Source organism: Prosthecobacter sp. (genome assembly GCF_044226605.1).
Taxonomy (GTDB): domain Bacteria; phylum Verrucomicrobiota; class Verrucomicrobiia; order Verrucomicrobiales; family Verrucomicrobiaceae; genus Prosthecobacter.
The window spans coordinates 83,373-104,964 of the sequence record NZ_JBGAGS010000015.1 but is presented as its reverse complement, the minus strand read 5'-3'; the positions used below and the strand labels follow the sequence as shown (position 1 = coordinate 104,964).

At 61.2% G+C, this 21,592-nt stretch carries 19 protein-coding genes, 1 tRNA gene and 1 pseudogene; 10 read left to right on the top strand and 11 right to left on the bottom strand.

The window, feature by feature from the left end; all coding sequences use genetic code 11:
* The first annotated feature begins 188 nt into the window (after window positions 1-188).
* Window positions 189-2,033 carry a translational GTPase TypA gene (gene typA, locus ACILSO_RS20975; protein WP_395739409.1) on the top strand — a complete coding sequence of 615 codons (1,845 nt, stop codon included), beginning with the start codon at window positions 189-191 and terminating at the stop codon, window positions 2,031-2,033.
* Between the two features lie 485 nt (window positions 2,034-2,518).
* Window positions 2,519-3,076 (top strand): transposase, encoded by a 558-nt coding sequence (locus ACILSO_RS20970; protein WP_395739408.1) that lies wholly within the window; start codon window positions 2,519-2,521, stop codon window positions 3,074-3,076.
* Between the two features lie 718 nt (window positions 3,077-3,794).
* Here the strand turns inward: ACILSO_RS20970 and ACILSO_RS20965 are convergent.
* The 5 genes from ACILSO_RS20965 to ACILSO_RS20945 all read right to left on the bottom strand — a co-directional run bounded on the left by ACILSO_RS20965 (window position 3,795) and on the right by ACILSO_RS20945 (window position 8,986).
* Complete coding sequence (locus ACILSO_RS20965; RefSeq protein WP_395739407.1) at window positions 3,795-4,367, bottom strand: RDD family protein; 573 nt, start codon at window positions 4,365-4,367, stop codon at window positions 3,795-3,797.
* Window positions 4,368-4,674: 307 nt separating this feature from the next.
* Entirely contained in the window at window positions 4,675-5,583 is a 909-nt protein-coding gene (locus tag ACILSO_RS20960) for a DUF4159 domain-containing protein (RefSeq protein ID WP_395739406.1), read from the bottom strand.
* Window positions 5,584-5,724: 141 nt separating this feature from the next.
* Window positions 5,725-6,390: a ligase-associated DNA damage response endonuclease PdeM gene (pdeM, locus tag ACILSO_RS20955; protein ID WP_395739405.1), complete on the bottom strand. Its 666-nt coding sequence runs from the start codon at window positions 6,388-6,390 to the stop codon at window positions 5,725-5,727.
* Window positions 6,387-8,846, bottom strand: a complete 2,460-nt coding sequence (locus ACILSO_RS20950) for a ligase-associated DNA damage response DEXH box helicase (protein WP_395739404.1) — start codon at window positions 8,844-8,846, stop codon at window positions 6,387-6,389. Before ACILSO_RS20950 ends, pdeM begins: the two co-directional genes overlap by 4 nt.
* Window positions 8,843-8,986 carry a hypothetical protein gene (locus ACILSO_RS20945; protein WP_395739403.1) on the bottom strand — a complete coding sequence of 48 codons (144 nt, stop codon included), beginning with the start codon at window positions 8,984-8,986 and terminating at the stop codon, window positions 8,843-8,845. The genes ACILSO_RS20950 and ACILSO_RS20945 overlap by 4 nt, the downstream gene beginning before the upstream one ends.
* Window positions 8,987-9,257: 271 nt before the next feature.
* Here ACILSO_RS20945 and ACILSO_RS20940 point away from each other — a divergent pair, with 271 nt between their 5' ends.
* Complete coding sequence (locus ACILSO_RS20940) at window positions 9,258-9,995, top strand: endonuclease/exonuclease/phosphatase family protein (RefSeq protein ID WP_395739402.1); 738 nt, start codon at window positions 9,258-9,260, stop codon at window positions 9,993-9,995.
* 1 nt (window position 9,996) lies between these two features.
* Here the strand turns inward: ACILSO_RS20940 and ACILSO_RS20935 are convergent, their stop codons facing one another.
* Together ACILSO_RS20935 and ACILSO_RS20930 are read right to left on the bottom strand one after the other, a co-directional pair.
* Window positions 9,997-11,292 carry a phosphatidylserine/phosphatidylglycerophosphate/cardiolipin synthase family protein gene (locus ACILSO_RS20935; RefSeq protein WP_395739401.1) on the bottom strand — a complete coding sequence of 432 codons (1,296 nt, stop codon included), beginning with the start codon at window positions 11,290-11,292 and terminating at the stop codon, window positions 9,997-9,999.
* Window positions 11,293-11,315: 23 nt separating this feature from the next.
* Window positions 11,316-11,624, bottom strand: a complete 309-nt coding sequence (locus tag ACILSO_RS20930) for a plasmid stabilization protein (protein WP_395739400.1) — start codon at window positions 11,622-11,624, stop codon at window positions 11,316-11,318.
* A 38-nt stretch (window positions 11,625-11,662) separates the two neighbouring features.
* Here ACILSO_RS20930 and ACILSO_RS20925 point away from each other — a divergent pair, with 38 nt between their 5' ends.
* The 4 genes and pseudogenes from ACILSO_RS20925 to ACILSO_RS20910 all read left to right on the top strand — a co-directional run bounded on the left by ACILSO_RS20925 (window position 11,663) and on the right by ACILSO_RS20910 (window position 15,275).
* On the top strand, window positions 11,663-12,070 hold the full coding sequence (locus ACILSO_RS20925) for a hypothetical protein (RefSeq protein WP_395739399.1): 408 nt from the start codon (window positions 11,663-11,665) through the stop codon (window positions 12,068-12,070).
* Between the two features lie 34 nt (window positions 12,071-12,104).
* Window positions 12,105-13,658 (top strand): cytochrome B6, encoded by a 1,554-nt coding sequence (locus ACILSO_RS20920; protein WP_395739398.1) that lies wholly within the window; start codon window positions 12,105-12,107, stop codon window positions 13,656-13,658.
* Window positions 13,659-13,728: 70 nt separating this feature from the next.
* Window positions 13,729-13,890, top strand: a pseudogene (locus ACILSO_RS20915) (FAD-dependent oxidoreductase); the annotation flags it as partial.
* Entirely contained in the window at window positions 13,845-15,275 is a 1,431-nt protein-coding gene (locus tag ACILSO_RS20910; protein WP_395739496.1) for an FAD-dependent oxidoreductase, read from the top strand. The pseudogene ACILSO_RS20915 and the gene ACILSO_RS20910, both read left to right, overlap by 46 nt.
* Window positions 15,276-15,308: 33 nt before the next feature.
* On the opposite strand, the gene ACILSO_RS20905 is transcribed toward ACILSO_RS20910, so the two are convergent.
* From ACILSO_RS20905 to ACILSO_RS20890, 4 genes are all read right to left on the bottom strand, one after another.
* A tRNA-Leu gene (locus ACILSO_RS20905) sits at window positions 15,309-15,392 on the bottom strand.
* 89 nt (window positions 15,393-15,481) lie between these two features.
* The gene (locus ACILSO_RS20900) at window positions 15,482-16,909 is read right to left on the bottom strand and encodes a hypothetical protein (protein WP_395739397.1); all 1,428 of its coding nucleotides are present in this window, start codon (window positions 16,907-16,909) and stop codon (window positions 15,482-15,484) included.
* Window positions 16,910-17,030: 121 nt separating this feature from the next.
* A complete protein-coding gene (locus tag ACILSO_RS20895) occupies window positions 17,031-17,450 on the bottom strand; it encodes a hypothetical protein (protein ID WP_395739396.1) in 420 nt (139 codons plus the stop codon).
* Window positions 17,451-17,523: 73 nt separating this feature from the next.
* Window positions 17,524-19,347, bottom strand: a complete 1,824-nt coding sequence (locus ACILSO_RS20890; protein WP_395739395.1) for a sulfatase-like hydrolase/transferase — start codon at window positions 19,345-19,347, stop codon at window positions 17,524-17,526.
* A 178-nt stretch (window positions 19,348-19,525) separates the two neighbouring features.
* Between ACILSO_RS20890 and rpmE the strand changes: the two genes are divergently transcribed.
* The 3 genes from rpmE to ACILSO_RS20875 all read left to right on the top strand — a co-directional run bounded on the left by rpmE (window position 19,526) and on the right by ACILSO_RS20875 (window position 21,503).
* The gene (gene rpmE / locus ACILSO_RS20885) at window positions 19,526-19,783 is read left to right on the top strand and encodes a 50S ribosomal protein L31 (protein WP_395739394.1); all 258 of its coding nucleotides are present in this window, start codon (window positions 19,526-19,528) and stop codon (window positions 19,781-19,783) included.
* A 99-nt stretch (window positions 19,784-19,882) separates the two neighbouring features.
* Window positions 19,883-20,962 carry a peptide chain release factor 1 gene (gene prfA, locus ACILSO_RS20880; protein WP_395739393.1) on the top strand — a complete coding sequence of 360 codons (1,080 nt, stop codon included), beginning with the start codon at window positions 19,883-19,885 and terminating at the stop codon, window positions 20,960-20,962.
* A 52-nt stretch (window positions 20,963-21,014) separates the two neighbouring features.
* The gene (locus ACILSO_RS20875) at window positions 21,015-21,503 is read left to right on the top strand and encodes a hypothetical protein (protein ID WP_395739392.1); all 489 of its coding nucleotides are present in this window, start codon (window positions 21,015-21,017) and stop codon (window positions 21,501-21,503) included.
* Window positions 21,504-21,592: the final 89 nt, after the last annotated feature.

The window sequence follows — 21,592 nt, the reverse complement described above, 5'->3', positions numbered from 1 at the left end:
CACCTTCGCCCGACTGCCCGCCGCAGGTTTGGCAGGGGCCGCACCCGCCGAAGAAGGGGGCGGGACGGGGGCTGGGGCGGCCCAAATCTTTCAAAAGGGGCGAAACCTGCACAGCGAATTGGTTGCCTATGGCCCAGACGCTGCTACCCTCGCGGCCCCCTTCCCCCAAAAACGCCCGCCCTCCGCCCATGACCCCAGACAAAATTCGCAACATCGCCATCATCGCACACGTCGATCACGGCAAAACAACGCTCGTTGACGGCCTGCTGCGCGCCAGTGGCAACTTCCGCGAAAACCAGGCCATCGCCGAACGCGCCATGGACTCCATGGACCTCGAACGCGAAAAGGGCATCACCATCAAGGCCAAGAACACCTCCGTTCACTGGAACGACCACATCATCAACATCGTCGACACCCCCGGCCATGCCGACTTCGGCGGTGAAGTGGAGCGCGTGATGAAGATGGTGGACGGCGTGATGCTCGTGGTGGACGCCTATGAAGGCCCGCAGGCGCAGACGCGCTTCGTTTTGAAGAAGGCTCTGGAGCAGGGCATCAAGCCCATCGTGCTCATCAACAAGATGGACCGCCCGCACATCGAGCCGCAGAAGGTGCACGACAAGGTGCTGGAGCTGTTCCTCGAACTCGACGCCACCGAAGACCAGTTCAACGCCGCCTTCGTCTATGGCAGCGCCCGCGCAGGCTGGGTCACCGATTCCCCCACCGGCGAGCAGCACGACATGACCTTCCTCCTTGGCAAGATCGTCGAGCACATCCCCGCCCCGAAAGCGGAAATCGACGGCGTCTTTGAAATGCTCGTCTCCAACATTGACTGGGACAACTTCGTCGGCCGTGTGGCCATCGGCAAAGTCACCCGCGGCACCGTGAAGCTGGGCGATCGCGTCTTCCTTCTCGGCAAGACCCCCGAAGAAAAAGCCATCCCGGTCAAGGTGACCAAGGTTTTCCAATACACCACGCTCACCACCGCAGACTCCGTGGAAGGCACCGCTGGCGACATCGTCGGCATCTCCGGCTTTGAAGACGTGGACATCGGCCAGACCGTGGCCGGTGCCGCAGACGCCCCTGCCCTGCCCTTCGTCGCCATCGATCCTCCGACCATCGTCATGCAGTTCGCGGTGAACGACGGCCCGCTGGCCGGACGCGAAGGCGACCACGTGACCTCCCGCAAGATCCGCGACCGCCTGGACCGCGAGCAGAAGATGAACGTGACCATCAGTGTGAAGGACACCGACACCGCCGGTATCTTTGACGTCAGCGCCCGTGGCGCCATGCAGATCGCCGTTCTCGTGGAGCAGATGCGCCGTGAAGGCTTCGAAGTCCTCGTCTCCCGCCCGATGGTCATCATGAAGCGCGTGAATGACGAGCTCGTCGAGCCCTTTGAAACCCTCTACGTGGACGTGCCAGACGACTACCTCGGCGGCGTGATGAAATCCATCTCCGAGCGTAAAGGCAAGATCGAAGACATGAGCGCCCACAACGGCCGCACCAGCCTGCAGGCCTATGTTCCCACTCGCGGCCTCATCGGCTTTGAGTTTGAACTCATGAACCTGACCAGCGGTCACGGCATTCACAGCCATCTCTTCCGCGAGTACGCCCCGCATGCCGGACCGATGCAGACCCGCAGCACCGGCACGCTGGTGAGCACTGAAGCCGGCGAAGCCACCAGCTACGCCCTCGACACCATCCAGGTGCGCGGCAAGCTCTTCATCGGCGCAGGCGAGCAGGTGTATGACGGCATGATCATCGGCGAAAACCCACGCGCCGACGACCTGCCCGTGAACCCCACCCGCAGCAAGCAGCTCACCAACTTCCGCGCCGCCGGCAACGACAAGGGCATCCAGCTCACCCCGCCGATCCGCTTCAGCCTCGAGCGCGCCATCGAGTACATCGCCCCCGATGAACTCGCCGAGTGCACTCCGAAGAGCATCCGCATCCGCAAGCGCATCCTCGACAGCAACGTGCGCCAGCGCGAGAAGAAGAAGAGCGAAGCCCAGCTCGAAGGCGCGGCAGCGTAAGCCATCGCAGCAGTCAAGAATCATCGAAAAGGCCAGGGCGCAATGCCTTGGCCTTTTTGCTGGGAGCGCCGGTTTTTAACCGGCTCCGGGCGAACGTCCCCATGCCCCCTTCACAAAGAAAGCCAATCGATCATCTCACAGCTCAACGGCGCGTCGCCAGAGCCCGTTAAAAACTGGCGCTCCCAGCCCAGAGCAGCAGCCGACACGAACGCGGAGCCTTTTGGAGTGCGGTCGCGAAGGGAGGAACGACCGCAGCTACCGCTTTCGAAGGCCGGACGGCGTGCGCGCCTCCACATCCCCAGCGAGCACCACACCTCCTCACGGCGCACGAAAGCCCCCTGTCCCTCCGAGAGCCACAAACCCCTCGAAAGCGGTAGCTCCGATGCAAGGCCTGCGCCTCGCATCTGCGGGACCGCACTCCAAATTTACCCTCGAACATCCGTTTTCCTCTTGCCTGCTCTTTGCTCTCCGCAAATCATCACCGCATGCCGAAAAGCACCATCGCATGGCCGCATGCCCCGCCGCATCGGCTCACGGCAGGGGGCGCTTATTTTGTCACAGCGGGCACCTATGAAAAAGAGCACCACTTTCGCAGTCGCGAGAGGTTGGAGGTGGTGCATCGTGGTTTGCTCAAGACCCTGCATGAAGGCGGCTGGCAGCTCGAAGCCTGGGCGGTATTTTCCAATCACTATCACTTTGTGGCCTCCACTCCCGCTCCCGACAATCTGGGCCTGCTGCTCAAGACGTTTCACTCCAAGCTCTCCACATGGGTGAACCGTCTGGATGCCACACCTGGACGCAAGGTCTGGCATAACTTCCGTGAGACTCACCTCACGTATGAAGAGAGCTATCTGGCCCGCTTGAACTACACGCATCAAAACGCCGTGAGGCACGGAATCGTCCACACCGCCCGCGACTACCCCTGGTGCTCCGCGCGCTGGTTTGAGGAAGTCGTCACCCCAGCCAGGGTCCAGACCGTCTATGCGTTCAAACACGACCAGATCAAGGTCGATGACGACTACCCCGTGGCTCCTGACTGGTGACTTTCCCTCGATCTCGCGCAGCAGACTATGGAGTGCGGTCGCGAAGGGAGGAACGACCGCAGCTACCGCTTTCGCAGGCAGGACGGCTCGCATGAAACACACACCCACCGAACACCACACCCTCACGGCGCACGAAAGCCCCCCAGCGTCTCCGCGAGCCACAAACCCCTCGAAAGCGGTAGCTCCAATGCAAGGCCTGCGCCTCGCATCTGCGCGACCGCACTCCAAATTTGCCCCGGCGCATTCGCAGCAGACTATGGAGTGCGGTCGCGAAGGGAGGAACGACCGCAGCTACCGCTTTCGCAGGCCGGACGGCGTGCGCGCATCCATTTCCCCACCGAACACCACACCACCTCACGGCGCACGAAAGCCCCCTGTCCCTCCGAGAGCCACAAACCCCTCGAAAGCGGTAGCTCCGATGCAAGGCCTGCGCCTCGCATCTGCGCGACCGCACTCCAAATTTACCCCGTCCGCGTTCGCAGCAGCATATGGAGTGCGGTCGCGAAGGGAGGAACGACCGCAGCTACCGCTTTCGCAGGCAGGACGGCTCGCGCGCCTCCACTTCCCCAGCGAACACCACACCCTCACGGCGCACGAAAGCCCCCTGTCACTCCAAGAGCACAAACCTCTCGAAAGCGGTAGCTCCGATGCAAGGCCTGCGCCTCGCATCTGCGCGACCGCACTCCCAATTTACTCCGTCCGCGTTCGCGTCTCTCTCTTACCGAGGGGGCTGCGGCGGCACGTACATTCTCGGCATCTGGCCGGGATTCATCGGCCTTGGCTTCGGCACTGGCGCGGCGCGCAGATCCACGACTCGGGTGCCCGTCCATGAATCATGCCAGCCCGACTGACCATTGTCGCCCAGGAAGGAGAAGGGTTCAAACGGCACAATGCGGCTGAGACTGCGCATGAAAGCGCTGCCGAAGGTCAGAGGTTCGCCCGATACCGTGACCACCTTGGTGCCGGTGATCAGTTTGCCAAGCGACCGGCCAAACAGCCCCTCAAAGAACGTGTAGTACACGAGGCTGCCGACAGCTGTTAAGAGGATGTCCTCAAGGGTGCTGATGTTTTCAAAGAGGGCCACGCCCCCATGAAGCATGCCCAGCCCCTCCAGAACCCCCAGGACCACGGCGAGCACGAAGAACATGACCATCACGGCAAAGCGATCGATCAGGAAATTGAGGAAGCGCTTGCCCTGCCCCGCGCTCGGAGCCTCGGTCGGGATGCTCTGATCATAAGCCGCCACGTTGGACTGAGGCGCCGCGTAAGGATTGATCTCATTCGGGTTCATCCCGCGACTATGACACTTCCATTTTGCGTTGACCACAAAATAATTCACCCACCTAGGTTGGTTCTACACCAGCTCCTTCCCATTCTCTTCTTCCACCTTTTTCTTTCCCGCGCATTCGAGAGACGAAAGGCAGGATTTCTCTGCCGATTGAGACAATGCGCAGCGCGGCTGTCTGAAAAGAAAGTACTCGCGAGCTTTAGCTCGCTCTGGACAGCGCTTTCGAAAACTGAAGGGCGGTTTCTTTGCCTCTTTGGGCCGTGCGCAGCGCCATGCGCCCGGAACGAGCTGAAGCTCGGGAGTACTTTCCTCAATGCGTCAGCGCATAGAAGATAATGTTGATGCCCAGCGGATACGCATACTTCTCGGAGAATTCGCGGAAGTACCAGGGGTCGGTGCCTTCCTGCTCCCAGCCTTCGCCGGTGTCGGTGTTCCAGCAGATGACCATCATGAGGCGGCGTTTGTCGTCGAAATAGCCACGATAGTGTACGTGCTCGGAGCCGGGCTTGTCGAACTCATAGGTGATGCCCTGGTTGATCACATACTCGGCAAAGCGGATGTGCGGAATCTGCGGCTTCACCTTGATGGGAAAGACCATGTGGAAGATCTCGTGCTCCAGGGGAATCTCCTCCATCTTGCGGTCCGGCCAGATTTGCTTGAGAGCGACTTCAAAATTCTCCCACTCGCGCGTGCCCCAAAAATCATCGACCATGATGAAGCCGCCGTTGAGCATGTAGTCGCGCATGGTTTTGGCCTCGACATCGGTGATGTCGATGTCGCCGACCTCGATCATGTACAGAAACGGATAATGGCGGAACTGCTCGGGGTCGATGTCCACGATGGCGCCGTTCGGATTCACCTGTAGAGACGTGAGCTGCTGCAGGCGGTAGCTCATGTTCATGTCCGAGTCCGGATAATCGGTGGACCACTTGCGGTTGTTGCGGCCCCAGCCGCCGCGCCCGCCACGGCTGGTGGAGTTGTAGCGGATGCGGGCAAAGGTGAAGGTGTCGTTCGGCAGTTCTTTGCTGACCGGCCAGGTGGGGTACTCATTGCCGTAGCCGCCACGGCGGTAATCACGCGGATCTTCCGGCACGGAGCCGTCCTTCACGCCGAAGTTAGTGGGCTTGCCGCCCTCCTTGTCCTGATCGGCCGCCCAGACGACACAGCCGATGAGTGCTGCGGCTAAAACAAGGACGGTGGCGGCTCGCGGAGTGTGCATGCGTGGGATGTAACGTAGCTCGTTCCGTGCCTCCTGCACGCTTCTTTGACGTTCCAGCGGCGGGCCCGGACGGGCACGTCCCCATCAACCCAGCGCCTCTCGCTAGGTTGCGGTCCGTTTCAATGAGCACTGGCCACCGTTTTATCCACGAGAAGGAACCTCCATCACCGAGCCTGGCCCCACCAGAAACACGCGGTCTTTTTCAGTGCTCGACATGCTATGAGTGCCGGTGAAGGAGCCGAAGGCGGGCAGGATGCCCACGCGGGTGGAAAAGTGGAAGCAGGGCGCACGCAGCGAAGCCCCCATGCGGTCGGACAAGCGGAAGGCCGGGTGAAGATGCCCTGCGAGGACGTGCGCCTCCACATCTTCCTGCGGCTCGTGCCGGCAATGAAATGAGCCCAGCCGCCACGGACCTTTCACACAGGTGATCCGCAGATCCTCCGGCGGCGCACCGGCATGACGATCGTGATTTCCCTCCACAAGCACGATTTCGATCTCCGCGTGCCTTTCCCGCCATGCCGTGAGCGCCTTGAACATCTCCTCATTTCTGCCCGCTCTGGCATGAAAAAAATCTCCCAGGATGACCAGCCGCAGCGCTGCCGTCAGTTTCAGAATGTGGGACAGCCGCTCCAGATCGTCCTCATGCGAAGTGTCCGGCACGGGGATGCCTGAAAAGCGAAAGGTCGCCGCTTTGCCGAAATGCGGATCGGCGATGAAAAGCGTCTTCTCGCCCGCCCACCACACCGCGCGCTCATGCAGCAGCGTGAGGGTTTCGCCGCCCCATTCCAAAGTCACATCGGTTCTCATGCTCGCAGCGCCTCAGCCTCCAGTTGCTCGCTCATGCGGCGCACGCGGTCCGCCCATTTTTCAGAGCTCACCTGCCCCTGCACCCACATGGCCCACAGCGGAAAGGACAGCGGCGTGAGGCGCTCCGTCTCCCGCAGGATCAGCTTCATGCCCTGCGCCTGACTGAGGGTATCGCGCAGCCGCCGCACCTCGAGCTGACGTTCGATCACCTCGCGCCGCGCCTGATCCAGCAGGCGGTTGTCCGGCTCATAGCGGGAAAACATGTCATAGAACAAACCGCTCGAAGCCTGCACCTGACGCGTCGATTTGGAGCTCCCGGGATACCCCTGAAACACCAGTCCCGCGATGCGCGCGATCTCCCGAAACTGCCGCCGCGCCAGCTCGGTGGAGTTCAGGCACTCGAGGATGTCCTCCACCAGCATCTCAGGAGAAAGCATCTCGCGCCAGGCCTTCTCATCGAGATCCAGCGGAGTGGGTGTCGCCAGCGCAAATCCATAATCGTTCATGGTCAGCGCAAAGGAGCGCGGAGAGGCCCTGCCGATGCGGTGCGCCGTCAGCACGGCCAGCCCCTCATGCGCAAGCCGCCCGGCAAAGGGATAGATGAAATACAGCACGCCCTCACGCGTGCGCGTCCACTCGATGAGCAGTTCGTCCGGCTCAGGAATGAGCGACCAGGACGCTTGAATCTTGAGCACCGGGGCTGCCGCTTGCATTTCGGGCGAATCAAAAATCTCGCGCCTGGCCTCGGAGAGCTTCAGCCGCACCGCACGGGCCAGCTGTGTGGAGAGCGGCATCTTGCCGCCCATCCATTGCGGCACGAGACGCGACGTTTTGCGACTTTTTCGAACGAAGGCGGTCATGTCATGCACGCGGACAAATTCGAGCTGATATCCCGCAAAGGAAAAACCGTCCCCTTCCTTGAGCCGGGCAATGAAGGACTCCTCGATGCTGCCGAGGTGGCTTCCGCGCATGAGCCGCACGGACATCATGGCATCACTGGTGATGGTGCCGATGGACATGCGATGAAAGCGCGCGATGTCCGGCTGATCCACCGTGAAGAAGTCGCCCTCCTGCCGCACGCGGCGGAACTGCGGGTAGGCCTTCAGGCTCTTCCCGCCCCGCGTCACGAAGTCGATGACCCACTGCCATTCCTCATCGCTCAAATCGCGGAAGGCATGCGTGGAGCGGATCTCCGCCAGCGCCTGCGCTTCGTGAAATCCGCCGCCAAGCGCGAGCGTGACCAGATGCTGCACCAGAAGATCGAGCGGCCGGTCCACAGGCTCGCGCGCCTCCATTTCTCCGCGTTTGATAGCATCCCGCACCGCGGAAAATTCCACCAGCTCCAGCGCATGCGCCGGCACACAGTAAATGCGGCTGACCGCGCCCGGCTGATGGCCGCTGCGCCCCGCACGCTGCAGCATGCGTGCCACCCCTTTGGGCGCGCCCACCTGAATGACCTGCTCCACCGGTGAGAAGTCCACGCCGAGATCCAGACTGCCCGTGCAGACCACGCATTTCACGGTGCCGCCACGCAGGCGATGCTCCACCTCCTCACGTTTCTTGCGATCCACCGAGCCATGATGAAGCTCGATGTCCCCGTCCCAGTCAGGCCGTGCCACACACAGCGCCTGATACCAGATCTCCACCTGCGAGCGCGTGTTTACAAACAGCAGAGTGGTGGGAGATTTCTCGATGCGGCGAATCACGTCCGGCAGCATGCGCAGCCCCGCGTGCCCGCTCCAGGGAAAGCTCTCCATGCTGCGCGGCAGCAATGACTTGATCTCAAACTTTTTCTTCACCTCCGCGGAGACCATCCTGGATTTGCCCGCATGCGCCGCGCTGCCCAGCAGGACCTCCAGCGCCTGCCCGAGATTTCCCAAAGTCGCGGACAGCCCCCAGATGCGCAGGCCCGGCGCCCACTGCCGCAGCCGCGCCAGGCAGAGCTCCGTCTGCACGCCGCGCTTCGTGCCGAGCAGCTCGTGCCATTCATCCACGATCACACAGCGCAGGTCGGCAAACTTCTCCCGCGTGTCCGCATGCGTGAGCAGCAAGGAGAGGCTTTCCGGCGTCGTCACCAGCGCGGTGGGAAAGCGATGGCGCTGCTTCTGCCGCATTGCAGAGCTGGTGTCTCCCGTGCGCAGCTCCACCGTCCAGGGCAGGCCCATATCCTTGAGTGGAGCGCTCAGAGACTCCACGGTGTCATTGGCCAGCGCGCGCAGCGGCGTGAGCCACAGCACGCGCAGCGGCTCCGTCTTTTTCGGCCACGCCGCCTTCTTTGGATTTTGCGCCAGCCACTCCAGCACCGGGCCGCCCCAGACCGAATAAGTTTTTCCCAGCCCCGTCGGCGCATGCACCAGCCCGCTCTCGCCAGACAGATAGGCATCCCAGGCCTCCTGCTGAAAGGGAAACGGTTTCCAGCGCTGCTTTTTAAACCAGGCAGACCACAAAGATTTCATCCGGCTCTCTCCTTCAGAGTCATGAGGTGGGGTGTCGTCATGGAACGGGAACGCATGGGGGCGCGTAGGTTTCGCCAGAGGGTGGCAAACGGACGCATGAACTTGCGCAGAACCTTGTCGCGGAATGATGCGATTTCCATGCTGTCATGAAAACAGCACGATTCTCCCAAGTGGTGGCGAAATGCGGCCGGCCGGAAATCCACCTGCTGCTGACAGATCCCAAAAAAGACCACGCTCTCCAGGCGGCGGTGAAGGCGCAGCGGGTCATGACCGTGATGCAGGCCGTGGTGGGGACGTGCCTGCGGCGGCTAAGTGCCGACCCTTATCGGCCAGTAGTGCGAGGAATGCGTGGAAGCGGAATCACTTCCTTTTTTCAGCATCCACCGAATCGAATTGAGGCGATGTCTGGGCATGAAATCCGGGCTGCGTGTGATGACCTACAATGCGCACAGCTGCGTGGGCACGGATGGTGAGCTCAGTCATGGGCGCATCGCGGAAGTGATCGCTTCGCAAGATCCGGACATCGTTGCCATCCAGGAGCTGGATCTGGCGCGCATGCGAAGCGGCCGGCTGGATCAGGCGGCGGTGATTGCGGAGCAGTTGAAAATGAGATTTCACTTCCACCCTGCCCTGCGGGTGAAGGAGGAGATGTATGGAGACGCCATCCTGAGCAAGTGGCCGCTGACGCTGCGGCATGCGGGGGAACTGCCCACCGTGAAGGCGCGGCTGGCCTTTGAGCCACGCGGCGCCCTTTGGGTGACTGCGAAATGCGGTGAGCATGAGGTGCAGTTCATCAACACGCATCTTGGCCTGAGCCTGCGAGAGCGCAATGCGCAGGCTGCAGCGCTCGTCGGGCCTGAGTGGCTCGGCCATCCCAACTGCCAGCAGCGGGTGATCTTTTGCGGAGATCTAAACACACCACCCTGCCTCGCGGCCTATCGCACCTTCCGCCGCGTGCTGCGAGATGCAGCGCTGCAGGTGCGCATGCGAAACCGCGCCACCTTCCCCTCACGCTTTCCGCTGATGCGGCTGGACTACCTCTTCGTCTCTCCAGACATCCGTGTGCTGGACGTCAGGGCCCCACGCAATGCGCTGACGCGGCTGGCCTCCGACCATCTGCCGGTGATCGCTGACCTGGAGTTCACGTGACTCACATCTGTGTGCGCAGCACCGATCCGATCAAGCCCCACACTTTCTCCCGCATGGGACGCCGGCGCCAGGCCTTCAGTGTGATCTCACGCGATGCTGCGCGATCTTTGGCAAAGAGCCGCTCATGCTCCTCGGCAAAGGCGGTATCCTGCACATTCAGATTGGCCTCCGCATTCAGTCGCAGCGAGCGGTTGTCCAGATTGGTGGAACCCACGGAGGACCAGCAGCCGTCCACCACCATGTATTTGCAGTGGTAGAGCGCAGGGCCGTATTCATAAATGCGCACACCTGCACGCAGCAAGGGGCCCCAGTGTGAAACGCTAACCATGCGGGCAAGCTTTTCATCGATCAAGGGACCGGGGACCACAATTTCAACCTCAACTCCGCGGCGGCGCGCAGCCACCAGCGTCCGAATAATCAAATCGTCGGGAATGAAGTAGGCGTTGCCAATGCGGATGGAACGACGCGCGGCGGCGATCGACAGCAGGACCATCAGACGTGCGTTCTCGCCGCCATCGCCGGCCGAACTCTTGAAGACCTGGCAGGTGGTGCCTCCAACGGGCGGCAAATGGGGAAAGTAGTCATCGCCATGGAGAACGACGGTGCGGGTTTCCATCCAGTTGTCCATGAAAGCCTGCTGAAGCTGGGCGACTGCCGGCCCCTCCAGGCGGTAATGCGTGTCACGCCAGCGCGTGGGCTTGTCCGCATCGCCATCCCAGTCGTCAGATATGCCCACACCGCCGGTGAAGCCAACGCGGCCATCGACCACAAGGATCTTGCGGTGCGTGCGCTGATTGAAACGGGTGAGCTTCATGTAGCGGTAGATCTCCACCTCGACACCCGCACGTTTCATCATTTCCATTTCCGCGCCGTGCAGGCAGTTGCAGCCCATGGCATCCTGCAGGAAGTGCACCTTCACGCCAGCACGCGCACGCTCGGCCAGTGCGCGGGCAAAGCGGCGGCTGACCTCCCCTTCGGCAAAGACGAAATTCTCGAACGTGATGGTTCGCTGCGCACTGGCGATCGCCTCCAGCATCGCAGGGAAAATTTGGCACCCGTTTTCCAGAGTCTCGACGGTGTTCCCATCGAGCAGCGGCGGACCGAGCAGATGGCTCATGGTGCGGCAGAAGGAGTCATCCCCCACCGCATAGGAAGTGTGGATGGCATGCTGAATCTTCTTGTCCGTCTCAAAGAAATTGCGCGCGATGAAAACACCCGCCGTTCCGCTGACGAGCAAGGATGCGGCCATTTTCAGGCGGCGGCTGTTTTCAGCATTGCGATCGTGGCTTCGCTTCATGGCGCCATCTCCACGTTGCAGTGTCAAGACTTTGCGGCGCGCTTCTTCCGCGTCGCCGCTGCTTTGCTTGCGGAGGCGGACCGCTTGGTGGCAGACCTGCTGGCTGCGGTTTTTCCGCCAATCTTTCCACCCTTGCGGGCCGGAGTTTTGTTCTCAGCCTTTCCTTTTCCGGAGCCGCTCTTCTTGCCGCCACCGGAAGTTTTATTGACGGTCGCCCAGGCGCGCTTTGCCGCCACCTTTTTGGAGACGCCGCGTTTTTCATAGCCCTCCTCAATGTGCTCGGCTTTGCGCTTCTGCTTGTCGGTGTATTTGGATTTGTCTCCGCGTGGCATAGGGTGGGTGCTGGTTGTTGAAGCACCAATCGTTTACCATGCGTGATCCGGTCGCACGCCTGCCTGATGTCACAAGAAAGAGCCGTGCCCCGTCAAGTTTTGAAGACGGAAGCACGGCCACACAACGAGCACTGACGCTGCATCAGGAGCGCAGGGCTGCTTCTGTTTCCACATCACCACGCCTGCGCTTCCACTGGTGGGTCGGCAGTTCTACATGGAACTTTGCATTGGCCGCAGCCTGGGCGGATTCGGAAAAAATGCGCCAGCCTGGGCGATGGAATACGGCGGCTTTCATAAGTGCCGTTGATCGCCGCAAACACACGCACTGGCGCTGCTCCTATGACACAGAGCTCCCAATGCCTGACGCTTCTCCAGAAACAATCTCCGTTTTCATCAGGCTCCGGGATGACCGGATGGTAATCCGCTTTTCCAAGCGGGATTCATAACAACCATCTCATGGGCTCCATTCGAAACCGGGGCATGAAAACCTTCCCCTTTCCTTCGCTGCGTCCCGTGGTTGTCATCAGCCTGCTGACGGTCGGCACGCTGCTGGCGCAAAACAAAAAAGCCGCGGACAAGAAGGCGGCGCATCCTTTGCCTGACGCCGTCGAGGAGGCGCAGACACCGCGTGTGGCGCAGTCAGCCCGCCCGGAGCAGAACAAGACCACGCATGATGCCGATGCGGACAAGTTCAAACCCGAGAAGGCCCCGCTCACCAATGCCGTCATCAAGGACCAGCCCAAGGAAGGCGCCATCACAGGCTTTGATTTTTATCGTGACCCGCTGAATGCAGAAAAGCCCATGCAGACTCTCGGCGAGATCATGACTGCGGACAAAAAGGACAAGGCGGCCATCATGGAGGCGCAGCACAAACTTCTGGCGGCGCGGTACAATCTTGAACCCAAGTCCCACCCCAACGTAACGATGAGCCGGGGCAAGCCGGTGCCCGTGGGGCCCACCGCCAGGCTCAAGGAGGGAAAAAAGTGGGCGGACCTGGATGCCATGAAGCCCGAGGACATCAAGCAGGCGGACGCCTTCCCCTACCCTGCCCTGCCGCATCCGAAGCAAGTGGCGGGCGGCCAGGTCTTTCCCGCGATGCAGACCGACATGTTTCCGCGCCTGCAACGCTATGACGTGGACTTCGACATCCCTGACGCTTTCCTGCCTGAGTTTCCGCCCGCCATCTTCCTGCAAAATCGTCCGGAGCTGGGAGACGTTTCGCGCGGTGAAGTGGTTTCCATCAACAACTACTACAAGCTCTTCAAAGACCTCCTCACGCCTGTGCAGCTGGACGGACTGCGCCTTCTCCTCACTCCCATGCCGCAGGAAGAGTTCAATCCCACGGACGACCGCAAAAGCGAGCAGCCAAGCCTCGGCGTCACCTGCTTCGACTGCCATTTGAACGGACACACCACAGGCCAGTTCCATCTCAATCCCGACACACGTCCGCAGCAGCGGCGCATGCGCCTGGACACCGTGAGCCTGCGCGGTCTTTTCAATCAGCAGGTTCATGGCTCCAAGCGCAGCCTGCGCTCGGTGGAGGACTTCACCGAATTCGAGCAGCGCACGGCTTATTTCAATGGCGACCAGATCCACGCTTTCAAAAAAGGCGCCGTCATTCTGGATCGCGTGCAGGTCAGCCACATGGCGCAGCTGCAAAACATGCTCGACTTCCCGCCCGCGCCGAAGCTGGACCCCGTCACGGGCCGCCTGGACAAAACGAAAGCCTCTGAATCCGAACTGCGCGGCGAACAGCTCTTCTTTGGCAAGGCTCAGTGCGCCAACTGCCATCCCGCGCCCTTCTATCTCGATCAGCAATACCACGATTTGAAAACGGAGCGCTTCCTCAATGAAGCCCCCCTCGGCCCCATCAAGAGCTTCACCCTGCGCGGCATCAAAGACAGCCCGCCTTACCTGCATGACGGCCGCTGCCTCACACTGGAGGACACGGTGGAGTTCTTCAATCTCGTCCTGCAGACCCATCTCACCGAAGCAGAGAAGCAGGACCTCGCGGAGTTTCTGAGAGCGCTCTGAACCCCGCAGACCGCAGATCTTCTTCGCGCCTGCCCGTGGCAAACTTCGTCCTGCCCCTTTCGCGCATTCTATGAAACATGAAACTCCCTGGCAGTTTCCTGATCCGCCAGCCTTCCTGGCCTTGTCCCAGGATGTTAGCACCGATGCGCTGATCATCGGTGGCGGCATCGCGGGAGTGACCGCGGCCTGGCTGCTTGCCAAGGCGGGCCGCTCCGTGGTGCTGGTGGAAAGGAAAAACTGTGCGCCGGGCAGACGCATTGCACCACCGCGCATATCAGCTATCCCACGGACGAACGGCTCCACTCCCTGGTCAAAACGTTTGGCCGTGATCATGCCGAGGCCGTCTGGGATGCCTGCAAATCAGCCGCCGACCACATCCGCCGCACTGTCTGCCAGGAAGAAATCGACTGCGAGCTCACTCATGTGCCCGCATATCTCTACGCAGCCTCAGATGCGGAGAAAGATGAGGCGGACTCCCTGCGGGAAGACGCGCGCCTGGCCACCGAGACCGGCTTTGATGCGCGTTTCATTCCCCAGTGCCCCATCACGCAGCAGCCAGCGGTGCATTTCTCCAACCTGATGAAGTTTCATCCCACCAAGTATGTGCGGGGGCTGGCGCAGGCGGCGCAGAAACTCGGGGCGCAGATCCACGAAGACAGCGAGGTGTGGGAGTTTGATGCGGAAAAGCGCACCGTACGCTGCGGACGCCATCATATTTCCTACCAGCAGGTATTCATCGCCACGCACGTCCCGCTGCAGGGCGCCGCCAGCATGCTGAGCTCCACCCTGCTGCAGACCAAGCTGGCCGGCTACACCACCTACGCGGTGGAGGCGGAGCTCGCCGAGGAGATCGTGCCGGAGGCCCTGTGGTGGGACACCGCAGATCCTTATTTTTACTTCCGCATCGACAAGGTGGACGGCAGGGCGCGCATCATCGCCGGCGGTGAAGACCACAAGACCGGGCAGGAAGAAGACACGGACGGAAAGTATGCGGCCCTGGAGCAGCGCGTGCAGAAGCTCTTTCCCTCCGCACGTTTTCTCCGCCGCTGGTCCGGGCAGGTCATTGAGACCGTGGACGGCCTTCCTTACATCGGCGAATATGCCGGCCAGTTTGTGGCCACCGGGTTTTCCGGCACCGGCATGACGTTCGGCACGCTGTCGGGCATCATGTTTGCAGAACACGCTCAAGGCATCGCCAGTCCCTGGAAGGACCTTTTCCGCATCGAGCGGAAGGAGCTCTCCAGCACCTGGAGCTACCTCAAGGAGAACAAAGACTACCCCTACTACCTCACGAAAAGCCTGTTTATGGGGAACAATCGCCAGCCCGAAGAGCTGGCACCGGGCGAGGGAGCCATCCTTCGGCTGCATGGGAAAAAAGTCGCCGCCAGCAAAGACAAGGACGGCAAACTCACCCTCCTCAGCGCCATCTGTCCGCACATGGGTTGCGTGGTGGGGTGGAATCACGCGGACCAGACTTGGGACTGCCCCTGCCACGGCTCCACCTTCACCGCCCAGGGCAAGGTGGTCAACGGTCCGGCAGAGGCCCCGCTGGAGCCTGTAGATCCCAACAAACAGGCGACGGAGCACGTGTGGCCGGCTCCGGCCCTAGGCATGTGACAAAAGACCGACTTTTTGGGTAGCTTCTCTGAGTACCGGCGGTCGGACTCGAACCGACACATCCTCACGGATACAAGATTTTGAGTCTAGCGCGTCTACCAATTTCACCACGCCGGCATGTCTCAAAGAAGATTCCTTTAGATAGCTAGATCGCGCAAGGATTGCAAGGCTTTTGGCGGAGCAAATATCTGCTGCTTGAATTTCGTTCAGGGAGTCCGCTGGGGAACCATGGACTGCCGCCAGTCTTTGGAGCCTGCCGGGATGGTGCCCAGATTGAGAAACGTGGGGGAGGCGGGGCTGGCAAACCCGGTGCGGGAGAGCCGCGAGGCTTCGGCACCGGAGCCGGATTCGATGAGGTTTTGCGTGCCCATCTTGACCAGGCCTCCTGCGGGGGCGCGGGCGAGGATGGGATCTCCCCCCAGCTCTGCGCGCGGCTCCACGCGGGTCCAGGCATTGGCGGACCAGTAGTCACCTTTCCAAGCCCGGTTGGCACTGGTGGGCACGTAGATGGCAAAGCGGTCAAACAACACTTCGGGCACATACCGGCTGCCCACGCGGCTGGCCAGCGGCGGGTCGCTCGGGTCGGGCCGGCTTTCGGTGGACTCCAGCAGGTATTCCTTGTCGTCGATCTTCACCACGCACCAGGCGTGCCCCCCGAGGTCCCCGTAACGTCCGAGGGCCACGCGCACCTGAAAGCCGCGGGACATCAGCCAGTCTGCCAGAAAGATGGAGGAGTCTTCGCAGTCGCCTCGCTGGAGCCGCTGCGTTTCATCGGCAAACTGCCAGCAGTCGGTCTGCTCCGGCTTGGCAAAGCTGCTGCCCGCCTTGGCACCTGGATCATTGGTGTAGCGGCAGTTTGCATGCACGGCAGACCAGATGGTGAAGAGCTGCTGCACGCGGGACTGGTTTTTGGCAAACACCGCCGGCGGAGCGTAGCCGGTCAGGAATTCGTTCACATAATGGAAACGGCCGGCGCTGTCTGCGGCGATCACGGCATACTTGCGGTGACATTTGGGGCACTCCAACGCCATGCTGCGCTGGGCGCGGGAGAGCTTCATAAAGTGCGGCTGCTTGCAGTGCACGCAGGTGCTGAAGAAGGGCTCGTCGCCAGACTGGGAGAGGGCTTCCGGGGTGAAATCCCGCAGGCGCTGGCCCAGCACAAGCAGGGCTTCGTGCATCAATCCGCTGGCACGGGGACGCAGGGCGATGGCCATGTGCGTCATTTCAGGCTGGGCACGATGCGCGTACTCATGGAAACGCTGGAGCAGCTCGCGCAGGCTGGGACTGCTGGCGGAGCAGACGGAGACACGGTAGTAGCGGGGCATCCCCTCCTGCACCAGTTCCGTGACTTTGTTGAGGTCGGTGGTGTCGATTTTGGGAAACTCCTTGTCCAGCCAGGCCTCCATTTCGGGGTCCACCCGGAGCGTGGGCGTCTTGTGCGCCATGCGGGAATAGTTGAACTGGTCCACCAGATCGAGGCGGAATTTCGCCGCGCTATACTGGGCTCCCGGGCTGGTCATCAGCTCCGTCAGACGCATTTTCCACCCGTTCAGCCACCCCTCCTTGAGTGCGGCGATCCCCCCCGCCAGCAGGACGGCGGAGGCGATTAACCAGGTGATGAGACGGCTGTTCATACGCGTCGAATTATAGTTTTTATAATGTTATGCGCAATAGAAACCCTGTCCATGACAAAGTCCTTACAGTCCATGCATGCAGTTGGGGGGAAGCCCCCCGCTGCAGGGTGGGAAATCCACGTTATTTCTTCACCTGAAACGGAATTCTCGGGCTGTAAGGCCACAGTTTCGGCTCATTGATGCCGATGGCTCCAAACAAAGTGCTTGGCTTCCCCGTCCCCACATCCGTCGTATCGCCAAACCATGCCGCCTGGGGATTGCCCGCTGCGTTCGAGACAAAAATGCCCCCACGCTCGCTCCGCCCCAGCAGTACTCCCACCGTCCTAAGACTCTGAGGCGCAAGATAGTAGGTGCCTTTGGGAGACACCACATCCGCCACATACACCCCCGCCGGAAATCTCACCACCCCCTGCCCGCATTCCCGTTCCTCGGTGGTACTCAGCACGATGGCTGCCGAGTCTTTCGGAGCGGGTGCGACGGAGCCGCAGGCGGTCATAAATAGGGAGGAGAGGAACAGGCAAAAAACGCGGGAGGATTTCATTGTGGTTGGGGTGCCGGAGTGATGTCACTCCTTGGGCTGGCAGTTGGAACGCACAACATGATTCATGCCATGATCACTTCGACTTGAGAGTCAGCGTCACTCGCCGCACCTCCATCACCGTTTGGCCAGGGATTTCGAGGGCATGCAGCGTGAGAAGGCCGCGTTTGGCTGGCATCTTGAGCGTGCCGAGGGAGAGGGTGTGGAAATCGCGCATGAAGCTTTCGCCTTTGCGGGAGGCGCGGTCTTGATCGTCCAGCAAGCGGGGGAACCAGCCCGGGGTGACTTTTCCGGAGGTGGTGCCGCCTTCGAAGCTCAGTTCCACGGTGGAGCCCGCGTATGCCTCGGGGCAGGCGTAGTCGATGGTGACTTCGTAATCGCCGGCTGTGTGGACATCGATGTCCCAGGTCATGGAGTCTTCCTTGGTTTTCCAGTTCACGAAGTAGGAGCAGTTGGGTGCGTTGGAACTGCGCTTGACCTCGCCGTGCGGGACGCCATCGCGGGCTTCGAGCATGGTGATGGGAAACTCGGTGTAGCCGACGGGATAGGGACGGTCATCAGCGAACGGTTCTGCGCCGGGATTTTTGCCTTTGGGTTTCCCCTGCCCTTTCCCTTTCGCGCCTGCCGGCTTGGGAGTGTAAGGTTTGCCAAAAACCTCCTCATGCCAGGCAGTGGCCTTGGCGGAGAGCCTGGCCGCGAGTTCGGGCTGCTCGGCGGCAATGTCCTTGGTCTGATTGGGATCGGCGATCATGTCAAACAGACCGCCGTTGGCGTCCAGGCGGTGGGTCTGGGTGCGGACACTGAGGCGGCCGCCGTTGTAGTTCATGAGTTCGCGCGGGGCGCGCTTCCACTCGCCGCCGAGCAGCAGCGTGGAGAAATCCAGGCCGTCCAGCGGCTTGGTGCTCACAGGCTTCACGCCTGCGAGGGCGGAGAGGGTCGGCAGCAGGTCAATGGCTCCGGCGATGGGGGTGATGAGGGTGTCCTGCTTGATCTTGCCGGGCCAGCGCATGAAAAGCGCGGAGCGGACGCCGCCTTCATCGGTGACGCCTTTTTTGCCCTTCATGCCGCCGTTCCATCGGAAGCTGTTCGGGCCGTTGTCGCTGAAATAGACCACGATGGTGTTGTCGCTCAGCTTCAGGTCATCGAGCTTTTTGAGCACGCGGCCCACGTTGACGTCGATGTTATCCATCATGGCCAGGACTGTGCGGGTGACGGCGAGGTCTTCCTTATCCCCTTCCTCGCCACGCTGGGAGACGGGGGAGTCTTTGAATTTGTTCCAATGCTCGTCCGGCACGCTGAAGGGGGAGTGCGGCGTGGTCAGCGGGATGTAGCAGAAGAAGGGCTTTTCCTTGTTCGTCTCGATGAAATCGAGGGCCTTGCCCACGAGGACGTCGACGATGAAGCCCTTGGCGCGAAACATCACGCCATTATGCTCAAGCGGCGGGTCAAAGTACTCGCCCCAATGACCGGAGGTGTATCCCACGTATTCCTGAAAGCCGCGTGCATTCGGGTGGTAGGGCCACTGGCTGCCATTGTGCCATTTGCCAAAGGCGCCCGTGGCGTAGCCGGAGGCGAGGAAGGCGTCGGCGATGGTCTTTTCGTCCGTGTTCAGCCGCTCCAGGCCCGTAGAGACCCCCAGCACTCCGCCGCGCGAGTGGTAGCGCCCGGTCAGGAATTCACCCCGCGTGGGGGCGCACAGGGCGCAGACGAAGTAGCGGTCAAAGCGTGCTCCTGATTTCGCCAGAGAGTCGATGTTGGGGGTCTTAAGATTGGTGTTACCATTGATCGAGTAATCCCCCCAGCCGGAGTCATCTGCCAGCATGACCACCACGTTTGGCGGAGCCGCCTGGAGCTGGGAAAAAACGAGGCAGGCGAGGAAGAGACAGAAGCGGTGGATCATGGTTGTGCGCGGTAACGCGGGAGAAAAGTCCGAGCTATCAAACAGAGTGCAGTCCGCAACTCCGCATTCCCTTTTCCTCCCCCTTGACCAAACCTCAAAATCCATTACTCTGAATGCCCCCACGCCCCGGCGAAAGCTGCGTACCGCGCCTCGTCGAACCACGTGGGACCCCACCACCATGAAAGAAAACATCCATCCCAAAACCCAAGAGACGACCATCACCTGCACCTGCGGTGCTGTGTATAACACGATCTCGACCGTGCCGAACCTTCGTATCGGCATCTGCTCCGCCTGCCATCCGTATTTCACCGGTGAGCAGCGCTTCATCGACACCGCCGGCCGCGTGGACAAGTTCGCACAGCGCTACGGCTCCATCCGCGCCCGCCGCACGGCTCCGAAGCTGGAGTCCGCTGCTCCTGCCGCTGCCGAAGCGTAGCTCCCAGTTCCCTGTTTTTAGTCAAACGGTGCCCATGCCTCGTGCTGGGCACCGTTTTCTTTTTGTCTCAGCTCTTCCTTTTTCCTTCCCTTTTCTTCCATGGACTACTCAGGCGTCATTGCCGGCAAACGCACCCGCTTCGCGGATCTCGAAGACATCATCGGCCGCCCCAATTTCTACGACGACGCCAAGAAGGCGGGCGAGATGCTGCGCGAGCACCGCAGCCTGCAAAACCTGCTCACGAGCTGGGATGCCTTTGAAAAGACGCAGGCAGAACTGGCCGAGAACAAGGTGATGGCGAAGTCGCAGGAGGACAAGGAGTTCGCCGAGATGGCGGCAGCCGAAATCCCGGTGCTGGAGCAGCGTCTGGTGGATCTGGAGAAGGCCATTCAGGAGTCCATCCTGCCGCCTGATCCGCTGGAAGGCCGCGACGTCATTCTGGAAATCCGCGCCGGGACGGGCGGAGATGAGGCCTCTCTGTTTGCCGCCGACCTGCTGCGCATGTACACGCGCTATGCGGAAGGGCGCGGCTGGAAGATCGAGCCTCTGGACAGCAGCCCTTCCGAGGTGGGCGGGCTGAAGGAAGTCATCGTCAAAATCAGCGGTGAGGATGTTTACCGCGTCATGAAGTATGAGAGCGGCGTGCACCGCGTGCAGCGCGTGCCTGCCACGGAGGCGCAGGGGCGCATCCACACCTCCGCTGCCACGGTGGCCGTGCTGCCGGAGGCCGAGGAAGTCGATTTCGAACTCAAGCCCGATGAAGTCCGCATCGAGGTCTGCCGCTCCTCAGGCGCGGGTGGACAGGGCGTGAACACCACGGACTCCGCCGTGCAGGTGCTGCACATCCCCACCGGCACCATCGTGCGCTGCCAGGACGGTCGCAGCCAGATCAAGAACAAGGAGAAGGCGCTGAGCATCCTGCGCTCCCGCCTGCTGGAAAAGAAGCAGCAGGAGGAGGCCGCGAAGTATTCCGCCAACCGCAAGAGCCTCATTGGCAGCGGTGGTCGTGAAGAAAAGATCCGCACCTACAATTACCCGCAGAACCGCGTCACCGATCACCGCATCGAGCTGACGCTGTACAATCTGGATCAGTTCATGGAAGGCCGCGTGGAGCAGATTCTGCAGTCCCTGCTGGCGAGTGACCTGAAGGAGCGTCTGGCGGAAGCCGGGCTGAATTGAGCAAGCTCTTGCACCAGCCCCATTCGTCATTCAGCATCCGCCATTCCCAACCATGTGGCGCGAACTCACCACCCTCTGGCAGAGCATCTGCGACCCCGAGTACCTGCACCTGCTGCTGGAGCCGCTGCCATTGTATGGGCTGGGGATCGGGCTGACGTTCCTGATCGTCTCCTTCCTGTTTGGCGAGAAGAAGTGCCGCATGCTGGCGCTGGCGGTGATCTGCGTCTCTTGCGCGAGTGTGTGGCCTTACATTGATCTGCGCGACAAGGCCACGCCGCGCATCATTGCCACGCGTTCGCCGGATTTTGCGCCTCTGATCCAGGAGCAGACGCAGCGGCGCAAGGACTGGTCATGGCCGTACTACCTGATGTCACTGTGCAGCGCCACGGCGCTGGCTATGACCCGCTCGCCGAAGGGCAGAGTGCCCGTCTTTGTGGTCGTTATCTTTGGTGCGTTCCTGTTCTGGTTCAGCATCTGGATGCACAAGAAGGAGTGCGAGGTGTATCACCGGAACATCGTGCGTTTTGTGCCGGTGCGGTGATGGCATGGATGGATCGCCACGTGGCAATTGCCGCACATTCCAAGCAAAAAAAATTTTGAAGACAGGCCTCGGGCGACGTAATGAAGTTA